This is a genomic window from Alkalihalobacillus alcalophilus ATCC 27647 = CGMCC 1.3604 (assembly GCF_000292245.2).
Classification (GTDB): domain Bacteria; phylum Bacillota; class Bacilli; order Bacillales; family Bacillaceae_D; genus Alkalihalobacillus; species Alkalihalobacillus alcalophilus.
In genome coordinates this window covers 1-14,837 of the sequence record NZ_ALPT02000094.1, presented here as the reverse complement: position 1 = coordinate 14,837, position 14,837 = coordinate 1, and the positions used below count along the sequence as shown (strand labels likewise).

Below are 14,837 nucleotides of genomic sequence, written 5' to 3'. Positions count from 1 at the left end.
GGGTAAACTATTTTATATGAGCCATTAGCTCAGTCGGTAGAGCATCTGACTTTTAATCAGAGGGTCGAAGGTTCAAGTCCTTCATGGCTCATCATCAACTTAAGCGGGTGTGGCGGAATTGGCAGACGCGCTAGACTTAGGATCTAGTGTCTTTTGACGTGGGGGTTCGACTCCCTTCACCCGCATAAATAAAGGAGAGGCGTTTTAAGGGCCTCGAAATAGTGAAGTGGATGAGAAGGTGTATTTTTTACCTTTTCATCTTTTTTTATATGTATAAGAGACACAAAGGGAATCAAAGGCCCCCAATGAAGTCAAAAGCATATGAATCAAAGCCAGAAAAATAAGACAACAAAACAAAAAAAGGCCCCTAAAAGCTCATTATAATGAAGCTTTTGGTTAGCCTTTTTTGTTTTGTTTTGTTTCTGATTGTTCGGGTACGAGATCGATCCCACCTTTATGAAAAGGGTGACACTTACTTATGCGTTTTATCGTTAACCATCCTCCTTTTATCGCACCAAATCGTTGGATTGCTTCAAACCCATACTGAGAACAAGTTGGGTAGAAACGACAAGTTGCAGGGGTAAGTGGAGATATAAACTTTTGATAACCACGAATGAATAATAAAAATATTTTTTTCATTAAATATTTTCCCTCTCAAAAAAAAGTGGCAGGAAATGAGGTTGCCTATGTGTAATTATAACAAATATCCAAAAGAAAGGTGGTGTGTAAAAAACGACTTTTTCTTTTCCTCCGGTTCACATCGAAAATCAAGACCCCAAACAAGCTACCCCATTCCTTCTTAACTAACCCAATCATCTATTTCTATTATGAGGTGATAAAATTGAAAAAGATGATTAAAAATGAACGAGCTTTTACGTTAATTGAAATGCTTGTTGTTTTAATGGTGATTTCTGTTTTGCTACTAATTCTTGTTCCCAATTTAACTCAAAATCAATCAACCGCAAATGATAAAAGTTGTGAAGCGACGATTCGGCTTGTCCAATCACAAGTGTATGCTTATCAGATTGACGAAGGGGCATTACCAAATGATATGAATGATATGTTACCTTATCTCCATTTATCAAGTGATGTTCAACTAGATAATGATGGGAAATTACAATGTCCGAATGGTGATTATCTTGAGATAGATGAAGATGGTATCATATCTGTTGTAAATAATGAAGATAACTAATAAAAACTGGTCTTCCACAGGTTTTACTTTGATTGAACTTCTACTTGTCCTTTCGATTATTTCCATTCTTCTTTTCGTTCCTCTCCTTTTTACGAAATCATTTCAGTATGAACCATCTCCAGAGCAAGTGGCTGAAAGTTTAAGGGAAGATTTGCTTTTGGCACAGCATATCGCGATGTCGAAAGGAAGTCATATTAATTTTGTCATTGATAACCTTACAAAAAAGTATGTTATTCGTTATGGAGCCTTTGACACAATTGTTGAAAAGCCTTATGCAAGGGAGGATATGTCGATTTATTTTTTTAGTACCATTAATAACAATAACATCTCGTTTAATCGAAACGGCCATCCACGTATATCTGGGAGTTTTCGTTTAGAAGTAGGTGGTGAAAGGTTTATTTTTACGATTTATCTCGGAAAGGGGTGGGTTGAGTATAAAAAAATGTGATGGATTTACTTTAATTGAAGTCCTCCTTTCTTTTACATTGTTAAATCTCATTTCGCTTATGTTAGTACCAGTCATTATCCAGTTACAGCAGGAAAGGCTGACATTGTATGAACAAGAGGAAGCCTTATATATCTTAGAAGAAGGAATTCATCATTTTATGTTAGAACAGCCCATTCCAGCATTAAAAAATCAGTTATTTGAACAAAGGATTAATGAAGAAGTAAGGGAAATCGAATATTGTTTGCAGTGGCAAGCGAGTAATAATAAGTTATATCAGAGTTGTTTGTATGCGAAAAGATAACCGTGGGATGACGTTAATGGAGTTATTAGTAGCCATCAGCTTAGGTAGTTTATTATTTCTAATCCTTCCCACTATTATGCTCGTTTTTTCAGAGTCGGTTAAGGGAGAGAAGACGACTGATTGGGAAGCAATGGTCTTTTTTAATTTACTCGCTCAAGAGATTAGAGGGGCAGTTTCCGTAGAGGGGACAGGAAATGGAGTTCGAATTTATAGGAGTGATGGTGTATTAATAACTATTCAAAGACAGCAAGGTGGAACGATTGTTTATCAAAAAAACTTTGAGGGTTATGTGCCGATGCAAAGTGAAGTTCATTCTTTTGAATGTATGAATGTTCAAGAGCTAATTACTTGTACGTTGAAAAGGGAAAATGAAAAAACGTATACACGAACGATGGTTGCGGTGCCGCTCGTTTGGGAGGTGGAAAATGAATGAAAAAGGCTTTGTTTTCCCTCTAACTTTGATGTTTATTTCTCTTTTAATTTTAGCTATTGCATTCCAAGCAAATTCACTCATTCAGGAGAAACGTTTTATTGCTGAGCAAGAGAGGTTTATTCAGCTCCAATCTTTATTGCAAATGGCCGTTGTTGACTTTCAAAAAGATCCGGACATTTTATCAGAAAGTAAAGTCTTTTCATATGAGCATGGTACGGTTACACTTATTGTAACTCAAAAAAGTAGTCCCGATGTTTATGAAATTCAGTTTCGAGCTGAATTAATACAAGGGAATACAAAGGTTGGTATAATGGTTTATCATGATGATACGAGGTTAGTGGAGGAATACTGGGAGGTTAAATAGGTGCAGCGAATTGTTTATTTGACTGGTTTTATGGGGTCTGGGAAAACAACGGTAGGAGAAGGATTAGGAAAGGCATTAGGTGTGCAAGTAATTGATACCGATCAATGGATTGAACAAATTGAAAATGAAACGATTAAAGAGCTATTTCAAACAAAAGGTGAACGGTATTTTCGTGAAAAGGAAACGGAAGCTTTAGTGAAGATTCAACAATATCCTTTAATCGTTACAACAGGTGGTGGTATCGTTTTAAAGGAAGAAAATAGAGAATTAATGAGAAATAAGGGGGCTGTAGTCTTCCTGGATTGTAAAATCGATGAGATCTTTGACCGTGTAGCAGGGGATTCCACTCGTCCTCTGCTACAAAATAAAAGCAAAGCAGAAATTAAAAAGATGTATGATGACAGGAAGACAGCTTATTTAGAGGCAGCGACGATCGTATTTGATACGTCTGGAAAGTCTGTTATGCAAATTGTTCAAGAATTAAAAGAAATATTGCTTAAAAAATAAAAAAGCGGGAAACCTAAAAAGGAAAGAGGTGATCCCGTTGTCTTTTAATGATTACGTAAAATTTGTGACAGAACAACTTGTCAAAAAAATCGACGAGCCACGTGTAAAAAAAGAATTAAATACTGATTCAAACGATGAATTGGTAAAACAACCATTATCAAATAAAGCATTTGGAGTGATTCCATTAGGGATTTCCATGTTTGTTCATCGTAAAAAAAATAATTCCTAATAATTTTCACAAATCATACGAAACTTAATTGGATTTTACGAATTACAGCCGTTAAAGCATTTACAATTAAGAAGTGAGTCGTATATAATATAACAGTACTCAATTTCAGTAATTGATAAGATTAAAAGGTTTACTAAGGAAAAAGAGGAGGGGCAGCAATGGATAGAATGTTTCGCGTCCTTGCTTTCTGGACAGGGATTTTTGCGGTACTATTTTTCGCTGGTGGCATGACAAATATGGCCATCTTATTCTTTGCACAAACAGGTGCATTGTTGGCATTAAGTTATTTAAAATTGTCAGAACGAGTATATATTTATATTTTTGGTGCATATTGTACTATTTTCTTTGTTGGGTTCACGTATTACTCAACGTTCTTACTTGTTCCAAGCTTCGGTGGACATTAATTTGTACATACGGCATACGAAAAAACCGCTACTCATTTGAGAGCGGTTTTTTTCGTATAGCGAGTCTATTGGTTATCGAAGAAGAGTGTTCCATCTCTTCTTAAAAGCCGGATAAAAAGGGATTTGAATCCATTTCCATACCAATGGTTGTTACTTGCCCATGTCCACAAGCGACAACTGTGTCCTCTGGCAATTCGAGCAGTTTATCATGAATGCTTTTTAATAATGTTTCATGGTCGCCACCAGGTAAGTCGGTTCGACCAATCGATTGGCTAAATAAGACATCTCCAGAAAAGACAATGGCTTCTTTTTGATAATAAAAAGACACACTCCCAGGCGAATGACCTGGTGTATAAAAGACTTGGAATAAAAATGGTCCAACTTGTAAATCATTTTCATTTGTAATAAGGCTATCAGCTGGTTTAATTTTAATCGAATTACCGATAAAACGACCAGAGCCATTTTTACTTGGGTCACTAAGCCAATCTTTTCTTTTTTATGTAAATATACAGGGATTTGGAATTCATCGCGTAGCTCATCGACTGCTCCAATATGGTCAAAATGGGCATGTGTTAATATGATGGCAAGCGGTTTAAGTGCTTCTTGTTTTAACCATTGAATGACTTTTTTTCCTTCACTTCCTGGGTCAAAAATAATCGCTTGCTTTGTTTCGTTATGTAATATATATGCATTGGTTTGCAAGGGACCAAGTGGCATTTGCTGAACTGGCATTCGTTTGCCTCCTTATTTATAAAGCGAAGTCCGTTTGGGTAGAAGAGAGTGTTATACAGGACAGACTAAAAAGTCGCTTTTTGACTTTATAGGCTGGCCGATTTTTCTCGAGCTTCTAACGGACGTAGCTAGATTTATGAAGTTTCTTGATCTTAGTTTACCTATATTAGAACAAAAGTTCAAAGTTTTAATGTGCTAAAAATATTATGACAATATTTATAAGTCTGTTTAGTAAGTCTCGACAAATCTAATGAAAAAGAGTAAAATAAGCTTGTATTGCACATGCTAAGAGCAAAAGAGATATGATGGGGTTTAATAGGTCATTTTTCTAAAATGTTTAGAATGGATTTAACAAAAAAACCATCAATATTTTATCTGGCTTTTAAAAGATCAATTATTGATTTTATGGTAAAGTGTATGAAGAAAACGGTAGTACATAAGGAGGAAACTTAACGTGTTTTTATCTATTACGCTTTTGATTGTAGCAATTATTTGTTTGATTGCTGTATTCCGTGAATTACGTCGAAAGAACTTCTTTGCAGTTGGATTTGCGATGATTTCCTGTGCAGTTTTCGGCTGGTTCTCTATCGTGACGATTTTAGCGATTTTGTTTGATGGTAGAGGAGCACCTGGTATTTAATAGGAATAAGAAAGAACCCTTTTAAGTTTAACTTAGAAGGGTTCTTTTTTAGATGAAGAAAAAAGATGAGCGCCTAGTGCTTTCTCAAATAGACATGAGCAGGCTTCATGTTGTGATTTAAATTATTTCTATTCCCACTTTTAGGTTTAGAGCAAAAGTCTTCTCAAGCTAAACCGCCTCCACAAAACTTTTCTTCTCTTTATTGAAATACTTGTTTTTCCAAATAAAACATTCCGCCATTAATAATTGAGACATCTATATAAGGAGAATAGAGCTCTTCTAAAGCTTGCTTTTCCACATGATAACTTTCAGGTTTTTCTTCTAAATCTTCATAGAAGCTTTCTAATAAATTTGTTTCCTCCTGCCAGCGATGATGGGCTTCTTGCGCCCATGTGTCATCCTCATTCTCAGCAAAGGTTTGCACGACTTTTTTTAAGCGATTAATGCCACTTTTAATTTGAATAAAAGGGGAGAGTGTAAAGCATAAATCAGGCATTTTCGGTGTGAGCATTGTAGCTTTCACTTTATCAAAAAATTGTGGCACAATTTGACCATGAATTAAGTTAATACCTAATGATAGTAAGATTTCCTTTTTGCGATCACTACAAAAGGATATTTTAATATTAAGACAAAGCCATGGATGTAATGGAACCGACTGTTGACCTTGTACGTTTAAGTTTTCATACATCCGAACATAGCCGCCTAGTGTTTTCGTTGTATTAAAGAGCTGGTGAAGGCGAGGGGAGCCAAAGTGGATTTTCTCGCCTTGTAAGTCTTCAGGACATTGATTGGCATTTGTAATAAAGGTCACTTGCATTGGATTCGGTATGCCACCTGTTTTTTCTAAGTAATGCCAATAAAAAGGGCGGTTCATAATGAGCTTGTCCAACTCAGGTGTTAATTGAACCGTTAAATGGTAGGGCGATTTTTCTGTAATATCACATTCATTGGCTACAAAATAATCTTCAATAAACTTATGAAGATGAGGCTGTTGCATCCAAATCCTCTCCTTCCGTTGTGTGTTCTTCAATGGCTTGATTCATAATCTCCGCTAAATGTTCAAATTTAATTTCCATTTCTCTTTGGGAATCTGATTCAGATATCACTTCTTGAATATAATCTTCAATTTTCGGAAGCTCAATTTTAGTTAAAATATCATCAAGTTCACCGATGACACTTTCAAATAAATGAATTTTTTCATAAAGCAGAGATAAAATATTTTGCTCGACTGTATTATTCACAGCAAAATTATAAATGTGTACATCCTTTTGCTGACCAAGGCGATGGATTCTGCCAATCCGTTGTTCAATTCTCATCGGATTCCACGGCAGATCATAATTAATGATATGACTACAAAATTGTAAATTGATTCCCTCACCACCAGCTTCTGTTGCGATTAATACTTGGGCATTGTTTTGGAAAAGCTGGCGCATCCAATCTTTTTTCCCGCGTTTAAATCCGCCTCTAAATGGAACAGAACTAATGCCGTTTTGTTGTAGAAACCATTGTAAATAAAGCTGGGTTGCTCGATATTCCGTAAAAATAATCACTTTATCATCGATCTTTTTAATTAATTCCAGAGCTTTTTCGGCTTTGGCATGATGATCAATTGTTGCTACCTTTTGTAGAAGTTCTAGAATATGTGGCGATGGTTCCTTTTCCTCTGTTGGTTTGGCCATCTTACTTAACGTCATATAAGCGGCTTCTCGACTAGAACATAACTCTCGTTGTAAGGTTAAAATCGAAAAATGATTGGCGATGCCCTTTAAGGCAGATAGTTCATCATAAAAGGCTCTTTCAGATGGACTGAAGTCAATAGGTATCGTTTTAACAATTCGTTTTGTCCATTCGATACCGGTGTCTTCGCGACGGTTTCGAACCATTACTTTATTCACTAATTCTCGCAACTTTTCTTCATTTTTAGGAGAACGATGATTGGAACGATATTCTTTTTCAAAGCTAGAAATGTCTCCTAAATGACCTGGTTTAAGAAGTGAAACAAGATTAAAGATCTCCTCTAATTTGTTTTGGACAGGTGTTGCTGTTAGTAATAAACAAAACTTCTTTTTAAGGTGTTTAATGAATTCATAGTTTTTAGTGTTCGGGTTTTTTAATTTATGGGCTTCATCAATAATGATGAGATCATAGTTTTGATTCATGACGATGTCTCGGTGTGGTTGCCTTTTAGCAGTATCGATCGAGGCGACAACAACATCATATTGTTCCCATACATACGCTTTACGCTGGGCGGCAGCTGGAATAAAGAATTTCGTATTCAATTCCATCGCCCATTGTGAAACAAGTGAGGCTGGCACTAATATTAATGCTTTTTTTACAAGACCACGAATCATATATTCTTTTAAAATAAGCCCAGCTTCAATCGTTTTTCCTAAACCTACTTCATCTGCTAATATCGCTTTTCCGTTCATTTTTTCAATGACTGTATTGGCGACCTCGATTTGGTGTGGATATGGTTGGAGTTCAGGCAAGTATTTTGGTGCTAAAAGCCCGTTAAAATCAGGTATTGCTTGATGTTGTTCGGCTTCATAGGCAAGACGGAATTGTTGCAAATTAGACCATACTCCATCACTCTCAAGGCGAGTCATAAATCCTTGTTGCCATTCCTCGTCAAAACGAATATCAATTTTCATTTTTTGTGACCCCTTTCAAAAATAAATGTTGCGTAAATAATGTGGTATTGGTAGGATATATGTATAAAAAAGAAACAAAAATAAATTAAAAACGAACATTAACCATATAGTTGGTAGAGAATGTACATGTTTTTTTAGTCGGTTCTTTGGTTCTATCAACATATGTATTTAGTATGTTCAAATTTAGGAATTTAATGCTCTAGCAAAGTTTGTTCATTAAAGCCTAAAATGAAAGAAAATTTTTAAAACATAATTTAATAAAGGCGGATGAAAATAAGGGGAGAGACTGCTAATGCAGCGCCGAAGGAGCAAGCTTTAAGGAGTGAATCTCTCAGGCAAAAAGACTCTTATTTGACGCAACTCTGGAGAGAGCTTAATGGTTTATTAAGCCACCCACGAAGACAATTTTTCTTTCCCTAAATTTTTTAGGAAAGGAAAAGTGAAACTTTCTGGTTCAAGGACAGGGACTTACATCTTGATGGTGTATTTCTCTGTCCTTTTTTACGTAAGAAAACCCTTCGTATAAGTATGGAAAGTTTTAAGAACCAAACATTCTTCCTTTTCATTAAAGGATTAACATGTGTATGAACACATTTTTTACTTTATGATTGGGTTGGAAATGATGAGTTGAAAGAAGAACTAGGAAAAAACATTAGGAGGAAAATCATGTCTGAATTATTCAAAACGCCTTTGTTTGAAGTTTATAGCAAATACGGGGCCAAAACGATTGATTTTGGTGGATGGGATTTACCGGTTCAATTTTCTTCAATTAAGGAAGAACATGAAGCGGTTCGCACTCAAGCAGGGTTATTTGATGTTTCCCATATGGGTGAAGTTCTCGTAAAAGGTCCGCAAGCATTAGCTTATATTCAATCACTCGTAACAAATGATGTATCAGTTTTAATTGATGGTCAAGCGCAATATACGGCCATGTGTTACGAAGACGGTGGAACAGTGGATGATTTACTTGTTTACCGTAAAAATGATGTTGAGTTTTTACTTGTCATTAATGCTTCTAATATCGAGAAGGACATTGCTTGGATGGAGGAGCATTTAATTGAAGGGGCGGAGTTGACAAATCTTTCAGAACAATTGTCATTAATTGCCTTACAAGGACCTAATGCTGAAGTGATTTTACAAAAAGTAGTTGAAGAAGATGTTCATACACTGAAACCATTCCATTTTTATGATCAAGTTCAAATTGCAACAGGAAAAGCTTTAATCTCTCGTACTGGCTACACTGGAGAAGATGGGTTTGAAATTTATTGTGATAACGAAGACGCCGTCGCGATTTGGGAACTTTTATTAACAGAAGGAGAATCGGAAGGGCTTGTTCCGTGCGGGTTAGGTGCACGTGATACGCTTCGTTTTGAGGCTAAACTGGCTTTATACGGGCAAGAATTAACACGTGATATTTCTCCACTTGAAGCAGGGGTTGGTTTTGCCGTAAAAGTGCAAAAACAAGCGAATTTTATAGGGAAAGAAGCTTTGACCAAACAAAAAGAAGAAGGTCTTACTCGCAAGTTAGTTGGAATTGAAATGATTGATAAAGGAATTCCACGTACAGATTATCAAGTTTTCGCTGGTGAGAAAGAAATTGGTTTTGTGACAACAGGAACGCAGTCACCGACCTTAAAAAAGAATGTTGGATTAGCTCTACTTGACATTGATTACACGCAATTAGATACAGAAGTTGAGGTTCAAGTTCGTAAAAAGCGTCTAAAAGCAAAAGTGGTTAAAACGCCATTTTATAGAAGAAAGAAATAGGGGGAGCGTTTCTATGAATAATCGTTATTTACCGATGACTGAAACAGACAAACAAGCCATGCTCGAAACAATTGGTGTGGATTCTATTGAAGAATTATTTTCTGATATCCCAGAATCAATTCGTTTTAAAGGGCAATTAAATGTACCTGAGTCTTTACGTGAGCAAGAGCTTTTAAAGTATTTTAATGGTTTAGCGAATAAAAACGTCTCGATTAAGGAAAAAGTTTCATTCCTTGGAGCAGGAGTATATGAGCATTATATTCCTTCGATTGTCGATCATGTTATTTCTCGTTCTGAATTTTATACAGCTTATACGCCATATCAGCCAGAAATTTCACAAGGGGAATTACAAGCGATTTTTGAATTCCAAACGATGATTTGTGAATTAACAGGGATGGATATCGCAAACTCATCTATGTATGATGGCCCAACTGCTCTTGCTGAAGCAGCGATGATGAGCGCTGGTCATACGAAAAACAAAACGATTTTAGTATCTAAGGCCGTTCACCCTGAAGCTCGTGCCGTGATTCAAACGAATGCAAAAGGCCAACGCCTAAATGTAATCGAAATTGACTTAAAAGACGGGGTAACAGATTTAGACCAAATTAGAGAACATTATAATGATGATACAGCGTGTGTAGTTGTACAGTACCCGAACTTCTTTGGTCATCTTGAGCCACTTGCGGAAATTGAAAAAATTGCTCATGAGAAAAAAGCGATGATGGTCGTTTCTAGTAATCCACTTTCTTTAGGATTATTAAAACCGCCTGGTCATTTTGGTGCGGATATCGTTGTTGGAGATGCCCAACCATTTGGGATTGCGACTCAATTTGGCGGACCTCATTGTGGTTATTTTGCCGTAACGAAAAAGCTTATGAGAAAATTGCCAGGTCGTTTAGTCGGACAAACAAAAGATGAGCACGGTCAACGTGGTTTTGTGTTAACACTACAAGCACGTGAGCAACATATTCGCCGTGAAAAAGCGACATCAAATATTTGTTCCAACCAAGCATTAAATGCGTTAGCGGCTTCTGTTGCGATGACAGCGATTGGTAAAAAAGGCGTTAAAGAAATGGCTTATCAAAATGTCCAAAAGGCTGGTTATGCTAAAGCGAAATTGAAAGAAAATGGTGTAACGATTGTCCATGACCAACCAGTATTTAATGAGTTTATTATTCAATTAAATGCTCCTGTTGCTGAGGTCAATCAAAAATTACTAGAGCGTGGCATTATTGGTGGATATGATTTAAGTCAGTACTACCCAGAGCTTGAAAATTGTATGCTTGTAACGGTTACAGAAATTCGTACAAAAGAAGAAATCAATCAATTTGCTAAAGAAGTGGGGGCGTTACAATGAGTCAACCTAAAGATCAAGCGCTCATTTTTGAATTAAGTAAAGAAGATCGTGTTGGGCATAGTTTACCAATTTTAGATATCGACGAAATCAATATGTCAGACCTTTTACCTGATGGTTTTGTGCGCCAAGAAGAAGCAGAATTACCTGAGGTTTCTGAACTTCAAATTATGCGTCATTATACCGCATTATCGAAACGTAATCATGGTGTGGATAGTGGCTTTTACCCATTAGGTTCTTGTACCATGAAGTACAATCCAAAAATTAATGAAGATGTTGCACGTATTGATGGGTTAGCAAATGTTCACCCTTATCAACCAGTTGAACAAGTTCAAGGTTCACTTGAAATGCTTTATGAGCTACAAACAGCGTTAGCGGATATTACCGGTATGGATGAAGTAACTTTGCAACCAGCTGCAGGTGCTCACGGGGAATGGACAGGATTAATGATGATTCGTGCGTATCATGAGGCAAACGGTGATTTCAATCGTACAAAAGTGATTGTACCGGACTCCGCTCATGGAACAAACCCAGCCTCTGCCACGGTTGCAGGATTCGATTCTGTTACAGTAAACACAGATGAAAATGGCTTAGTTGATTTAGAACATTTACGCTCAGTAGTTGGCTCTGACACAGCTGCTCTTATGTTAACGAATCCAAATACACTTGGTTTATTTGAGTCATACATTGTCGAGATGGCGGAAATTGTTCACAGTGCGGGTGGAAAACTTTATTATGATGGAGCGAACTCCAATGCGATTCTCGGAATCACTCGTCCAGGGGATATGGGATTTGATGTCGTTCACTTAAACTTACACAAAACATTTACTGGTCCTCACGGTGGTGGTGGTCCTGGTTCTGGTCCAGTTGGGGTAAAAGAGGATTTAATTCCATACTTACCAAAACCAATTATTGTTAAAACCGAGCACGGTTATGATTTGGATTACAACCGTCCAGAATCAATCGGTCGTGTAAAACCTTATTACGGAAACTATGGAATTAATGTTCGTGCTTATACGTACATTCGAACAATGGGACCTGAAGGCTTACGTCAAGTATCTGAGTTTGCTGTCTTAAATGCGAATTATATGATGCGTCGTCTTGCCCCTCATTTTGACTTACCTTATGAGCAACATTGTAAACATGAGTTTGTTTTATCTGGTCGCCGTCAAAAGAAACTAGGCGTTCGTACGTTAGATATCGCTAAACGTCTATTGGATTTCGGTTATCATCCACCAACAATCTACTTCCCACTAAATGTAGAAGAGTGTATGATGATTGAGCCAACAGAAACTGAGTCTAAAGAAACATTAGACGAGTTTATCGAAGCAATGATTCAAATTGCCAAGGAAGCTGAGGAAAATCCAGAAGTTGTACAAGAAGCGCCTCATCATACCGTCATCAGTCGTTTAGATGAAACATTGGCTGCAAGAAAACCAATTTTACGTTATCAAAAAGTGTAAAAAGTGTAACTAAAACCACCCGTGATTGGGTGGTTTTTTGCTGCTTACTAGAGTTTAATGGGATAAAAGCTAGTGTGTGTAAAAACTAGGATAAGTAATGAAAGTTGCGTTTTAGTAAAATTAGAGTGCGAATCAGCTGTGATAGGTAATGAAAATGGTGATGTAGACAAATGAGGGTGCGAAAAAGCTGTGATAGGTAATGAAAATGGTGTATTAGTAAAATTAGAGTGCGAATTAGCTGGGATAGGTAATGAAAATTATGTATTAGTAAAATTAGAGTGCGAATCAGCTGTGATAGGTAATGAAAATGGTGATGTAGACAAATGAGGGTGCGAAAAAGCTGTGATAGGTAATGAAAATTATGTATTAGTAAAATTAGAGTGCGAATTAGCTGGGATAGGTAATGAAAATGGTGTTGTAGTCAAATTAGGTTGCGAATCAGTCAGAATAGGTAATGAAAATTTAGCTGTAGCAAAATGAGAGTGCGAAAAAGCCGAGATAGGTAATAAAAATAGCACTGTAGCAAAATTAGGTTGCGAATCAACCGAGATAATTAATAAAACCTAAATAAATCCAAACAAAAAAGCTCTCCCATGTTAACAAAATAACTAGGGAAAGCTTTTTAAGAATGATTGTACGTACGTTATTTCTTTTTAATTTTGCCTGTCCATTTTTTGAAACCGCCTTTAAGGTGGTTAATGTCTTCCGCTTTACGTTTTTTTCTAATGATTTGGGCAGCTTGTCTACTTCTAGCCCCTGATTGGCAATATAAATATACGGCTTGATCAGGACGAATTTCATTTATGCGTTGACGTAGCTGGGATAATGGGATATTTCTTGAACCTAAAATATGCCCTCCATCAAATTCACGTGGCTCACGAACATCTATTAATTGGGCTTTACGATATCCTTTAATAAATTCCTCTTGAGTTAACGTTTTCAAATATTTGGGTGTGTAAAAGCGGCGGAAAAGGAAGTACGTGATTAATGCTACAAGCAAAATAATCCAGAGGTAATCCAACAAAATAAGAACACTCCTTTAGGTAAATCAATATGTCTGTATTAAATTATAAGGCTCGTCACCAAAATAAGCAATTGTATTATTGGTTGTTTAACAAAATAATCACTACTTGCATTAGGCTTGGCTCCTTTCAATTGCTTTGTTAAACTAGAAGAGACAAATGTGGAAGAAAGAAGCGATGATCATGAAGGAAACTTGGCGATTTATTAATTCAGGAAAATGTTCACCAGCTTATAATATGGCTTTAGATGAAGCACTATTAGAATGGCATAGTAAAGGTTTGATTCCTCCGACGATCCGGTTTTACGGTTGGAATCCAGCAACACTATCAATAGGATATTTTCAAAAAGTGGAAAAAGAGATTAATATGGATGCAGTTAAAGAATATGGTTATGGTTTTGTACGACGGCCAACGGGTGGACGTGGAGTTTTACATGACAAAGAACTTACATACAGTGTAATTGTTTCAGAGCAACATCCGGAAATGCCTCCAACCGTAACGGAAGCATATCGGGTTATCTCTGAAGGGATTTTAGAAGGGTTTAGAACAGTTGGCTTGGATGCGTATTTTGCAGTACCACGAACAGATGAAGAAAAAGAGGCTTTAAAAAATCCACGCTCGGCTGTCTGTTTTGACGCCCCTTCTTGGTATGAATTAGTTGTCGAAGGTCGTAAAGTGGCTGGAAGTGCTCAAACACGTCAAAAAGGGGTTATTTTACAACATGGTTCGATCATTTTAGATGTGGATGAGGATAGACTCTTTGATTTGTTTAAATACTCTAGTGAACGATTACGTGAGAGAATGCAACGTAACTTTAAAAACAAAGCAGTTGCGATTAATGCCTTACGTGAGGAGAACCTTACGATTGAAGAAGCTGTGGATGCATTCAAGCTTGGGTTTGAAAAGGGCTTAAATATCCACTTAGAAGAGTATACCTTATCGGAAGAAGAAGAAGCTCATGTTAACCGAATCGCGAAAGAGCGATATGAATCAGATGAGTGGAACTTTAGAAAATGAGCAAGGATGTCAAATAGATAATTGAACTACTCCCACTTATCGACCTTACGGTCTGATTGAAGTGGGAGATTCTTGGGAACAGAGCGTACTTGCCAGCGGTTTTCTTTGCCAACAGAGGTTTCTCTTATGGACCAAGCTATCCCCGTCGATTCCTACGGTTCTGTATGTTGTTTTAAGCCAAGTGGAAGGTTCTTACCCCTTCGGCTAGAATATTTTGGCTGGCATTGATATCTCGATCGTGATGTTTATGGCAAATAGAACACGTCCAGTCCCTTATTTCAAGAGATTTCTTGCCCTCTTGATGTCCACATTC

Annotated in this window: 19 protein-coding genes, 2 tRNA genes, 1 pseudogene and 1 riboswitch; of the genes and pseudogenes, 16 read left to right on the top strand and 6 right to left on the bottom strand. The window is 36.8% G+C overall.

What is annotated here, in order from left to right; genetic code table 11:
• Positions 1 to 18 precede the first annotated feature (18 nt).
• Positions 19 to 91 (top strand) — tRNA-Lys (locus BALCAV_RS18215).
• A gap of 12 nt (positions 92 to 103) precedes the next feature.
• Positions 104 to 185 (top strand) — tRNA-Leu (locus BALCAV_RS18210).
• Between the two features lie 211 nt (positions 186 to 396).
• Here the strand turns inward: BALCAV_RS18210 and yidD are convergent.
• Positions 397 to 639 carry a membrane protein insertion efficiency factor YidD gene (yidD, locus tag BALCAV_RS18205; RefSeq protein WP_003322157.1) on the bottom strand — a complete coding sequence of 81 codons (243 nt, stop codon included), beginning with the start codon at positions 637 to 639 and terminating at the stop codon, positions 397 to 399.
• Between the two features lie 211 nt (positions 640 to 850).
• On the opposite strand from yidD, the gene comGC reads away from it, so the two are divergent.
• From comGC to BALCAV_RS18165, 8 genes are all read left to right on the top strand, one after another.
• Positions 851 to 1,192 (top strand): competence type IV pilus major pilin ComGC, encoded by a 342-nt coding sequence (gene comGC / locus BALCAV_RS18200; protein ID WP_081939329.1) that lies wholly within the window; start codon positions 851 to 853, stop codon positions 1,190 to 1,192.
• On the top strand, positions 1,179 to 1,640 hold the full coding sequence (comGD, locus tag BALCAV_RS18195) for a competence type IV pilus minor pilin ComGD (RefSeq protein WP_003322155.1): 462 nt from the start codon (positions 1,179 to 1,181) through the stop codon (positions 1,638 to 1,640). Before comGC ends, comGD begins: the two co-directional genes overlap by 14 nt.
• Entirely contained in the window at positions 1,621 to 1,941 is a 321-nt protein-coding gene (locus BALCAV_RS18190) for a prepilin-type N-terminal cleavage/methylation domain-containing protein (protein ID WP_003322154.1), read from the top strand. The genes comGD and BALCAV_RS18190 overlap by 20 nt, the downstream gene beginning before the upstream one ends.
• Positions 1,928 to 2,374, top strand: coding sequence for a ComGF family competence protein (locus tag BALCAV_RS18185; protein ID WP_003322153.1), 447 nt, complete (start codon positions 1,928 to 1,930; stop codon positions 2,372 to 2,374). The genes BALCAV_RS18190 and BALCAV_RS18185 overlap by 14 nt, the downstream gene beginning before the upstream one ends.
• Positions 2,367 to 2,738, top strand: coding sequence for a competence type IV pilus minor pilin ComGG (gene comGG, locus BALCAV_RS18180; protein ID WP_003322152.1), 372 nt, complete (start codon positions 2,367 to 2,369; stop codon positions 2,736 to 2,738). Before BALCAV_RS18185 ends, comGG begins: the two co-directional genes overlap by 8 nt.
• The gene (locus BALCAV_RS18175) at positions 2,739 to 3,245 is read left to right on the top strand and encodes a shikimate kinase (RefSeq protein WP_003322151.1); all 507 of its coding nucleotides are present in this window, start codon (positions 2,739 to 2,741) and stop codon (positions 3,243 to 3,245) included.
• Positions 3,246 to 3,282: 37 nt separating this feature from the next.
• Positions 3,283 to 3,474: a YqzE family protein gene (locus BALCAV_RS18170; RefSeq protein ID WP_003322149.1), complete on the top strand. Its 192-nt coding sequence runs from the start codon at positions 3,283 to 3,285 to the stop codon at positions 3,472 to 3,474.
• Between the two features lie 158 nt (positions 3,475 to 3,632).
• Positions 3,633 to 3,878 (top strand): DUF2626 domain-containing protein, encoded by a 246-nt coding sequence (locus BALCAV_RS18165; protein ID WP_003322148.1) that lies wholly within the window; start codon positions 3,633 to 3,635, stop codon positions 3,876 to 3,878.
• A 100-nt stretch (positions 3,879 to 3,978) separates the two neighbouring features.
• Here the strand turns inward: BALCAV_RS18165 and BALCAV_RS18160 are convergent.
• A pseudogene (locus BALCAV_RS18160) lies at positions 3,979 to 4,610 on the bottom strand (MBL fold metallo-hydrolase).
• Positions 4,611 to 5,064: 454 nt separating this feature from the next.
• On the opposite strand from BALCAV_RS18160, the gene BALCAV_RS18155 reads away from it, so the two are divergent.
• Positions 5,065 to 5,250, top strand: coding sequence for a DUF2759 domain-containing protein (locus tag BALCAV_RS18155; protein WP_003324072.1), 186 nt, complete (start codon positions 5,065 to 5,067; stop codon positions 5,248 to 5,250).
• 199 nt (positions 5,251 to 5,449) lie between these two features.
• Here the strand turns inward: BALCAV_RS18155 and BALCAV_RS18150 are convergent, their stop codons facing one another.
• Both BALCAV_RS18150 and BALCAV_RS18145 read right to left on the bottom strand, forming a co-directional pair.
• A complete protein-coding gene (locus BALCAV_RS18150) occupies positions 5,450 to 6,247 on the bottom strand; it encodes a YqhG family protein (RefSeq protein WP_003324073.1) in 798 nt (265 codons plus the stop codon).
• The gene (locus BALCAV_RS18145) at positions 6,225 to 7,901 is read right to left on the bottom strand and encodes a DEAD/DEAH box helicase (protein WP_003324075.1); all 1,677 of its coding nucleotides are present in this window, start codon (positions 7,899 to 7,901) and stop codon (positions 6,225 to 6,227) included. The genes BALCAV_RS18150 and BALCAV_RS18145 overlap by 23 nt, the downstream gene beginning before the upstream one ends.
• 267 nt (positions 7,902 to 8,168) lie before the next feature.
• A riboswitch (glycine riboswitch) is annotated at positions 8,169 to 8,258 on the top strand.
• A 309-nt stretch (positions 8,259 to 8,567) separates the two neighbouring features.
• Between BALCAV_RS18145 and gcvT the strand changes: the two genes are divergently transcribed.
• The 4 genes from gcvT to BALCAV_RS22440 all read left to right on the top strand — a co-directional run bounded on the left by gcvT (position 8,568) and on the right by BALCAV_RS22440 (position 12,812).
• Positions 8,568 to 9,668 (top strand): glycine cleavage system aminomethyltransferase GcvT, encoded by a 1,101-nt coding sequence (gcvT, locus tag BALCAV_RS18140; protein WP_003324076.1) that lies wholly within the window; start codon positions 8,568 to 8,570, stop codon positions 9,666 to 9,668.
• 13 nt (positions 9,669 to 9,681) lie between these two features.
• A complete protein-coding gene (gene gcvPA, locus BALCAV_RS18135) occupies positions 9,682 to 11,025 on the top strand; it encodes an aminomethyl-transferring glycine dehydrogenase subunit GcvPA (protein WP_003324077.1) in 1,344 nt (447 codons plus the stop codon).
• Positions 11,022 to 12,485 carry an aminomethyl-transferring glycine dehydrogenase subunit GcvPB gene (gene gcvPB / locus BALCAV_RS18130; RefSeq protein ID WP_003324078.1) on the top strand — a complete coding sequence of 488 codons (1,464 nt, stop codon included), beginning with the start codon at positions 11,022 to 11,024 and terminating at the stop codon, positions 12,483 to 12,485. Before gcvPA ends, gcvPB begins: the two co-directional genes overlap by 4 nt.
• A 189-nt stretch (positions 12,486 to 12,674) precedes the next feature.
• Positions 12,675 to 12,812 carry a hypothetical protein gene (locus tag BALCAV_RS22440; RefSeq protein WP_160173437.1) on the top strand — a complete coding sequence of 46 codons (138 nt, stop codon included), beginning with the start codon at positions 12,675 to 12,677 and terminating at the stop codon, positions 12,810 to 12,812.
• Positions 12,813 to 13,128: 316 nt separating this feature from the next.
• On the opposite strand, the gene BALCAV_RS18125 is transcribed toward BALCAV_RS22440, so the two are convergent.
• Positions 13,129 to 13,509, bottom strand: coding sequence for a rhodanese-like domain-containing protein (locus tag BALCAV_RS18125; protein WP_003323405.1), 381 nt, complete (start codon positions 13,507 to 13,509; stop codon positions 13,129 to 13,131).
• A 178-nt stretch (positions 13,510 to 13,687) separates the two neighbouring features.
• On the opposite strand from BALCAV_RS18125, the gene BALCAV_RS18120 reads away from it, so the two are divergent.
• Positions 13,688 to 14,524 (top strand): lipoate--protein ligase family protein, encoded by an 837-nt coding sequence (locus tag BALCAV_RS18120; protein WP_040324207.1) that lies wholly within the window; start codon positions 13,688 to 13,690, stop codon positions 14,522 to 14,524.
• Between the two features lie 172 nt (positions 14,525 to 14,696).
• Here BALCAV_RS18120 and BALCAV_RS21820 read toward each other — a convergent pair.
• Positions 14,697 to 14,837 (bottom strand): zinc ribbon domain-containing protein (locus tag BALCAV_RS21820; protein WP_152563067.1); only part of this gene is annotated, 141 nt, incomplete at its 5' end.

Coding starts and splice junctions, on each gene's coding strand:
- comGG (WP_003322152.1), top strand. CDS start 2,367: ATGAATGAAAAAGGCTTTGTTTTCCCTCTAACTTTGATGTTTATTTCT.
- yidD (WP_003322157.1), bottom strand. CDS start 639: ATGAAAAAAATATTTTTATTATTCATTCGTGGTTATCAAAAGTTTATA.
- gcvT (WP_003324076.1), top strand. CDS start 8,568: ATGTCTGAATTATTCAAAACGCCTTTGTTTGAAGTTTATAGCAAATAC.
- gcvPA (WP_003324077.1), top strand. CDS start 9,682: ATGAATAATCGTTATTTACCGATGACTGAAACAGACAAACAAGCCATG.
- gcvPB (WP_003324078.1), top strand. CDS start 11,022: ATGAGTCAACCTAAAGATCAAGCGCTCATTTTTGAATTAAGTAAAGAA.
- comGC (WP_081939329.1), top strand. CDS start 851: ATGATTAAAAATGAACGAGCTTTTACGTTAATTGAAATGCTTGTTGTT.
- BALCAV_RS18185 (WP_003322153.1), top strand. CDS start 1,928: ATGCGAAAAGATAACCGTGGGATGACGTTAATGGAGTTATTAGTAGCC.
- BALCAV_RS18145 (WP_003324075.1), bottom strand. CDS start 7,901: ATGAAAATTGATATTCGTTTTGACGAGGAATGGCAACAAGGATTTATG.
- BALCAV_RS18150 (WP_003324073.1), bottom strand. CDS start 6,247: ATGCAACAGCCTCATCTTCATAAGTTTATTGAAGATTATTTTGTAGCC.
- comGD (WP_003322155.1), top strand. CDS start 1,179: ATGAAGATAACTAATAAAAACTGGTCTTCCACAGGTTTTACTTTGATT.
- BALCAV_RS18165 (WP_003322148.1), top strand. CDS start 3,633: ATGGATAGAATGTTTCGCGTCCTTGCTTTCTGGACAGGGATTTTTGCG.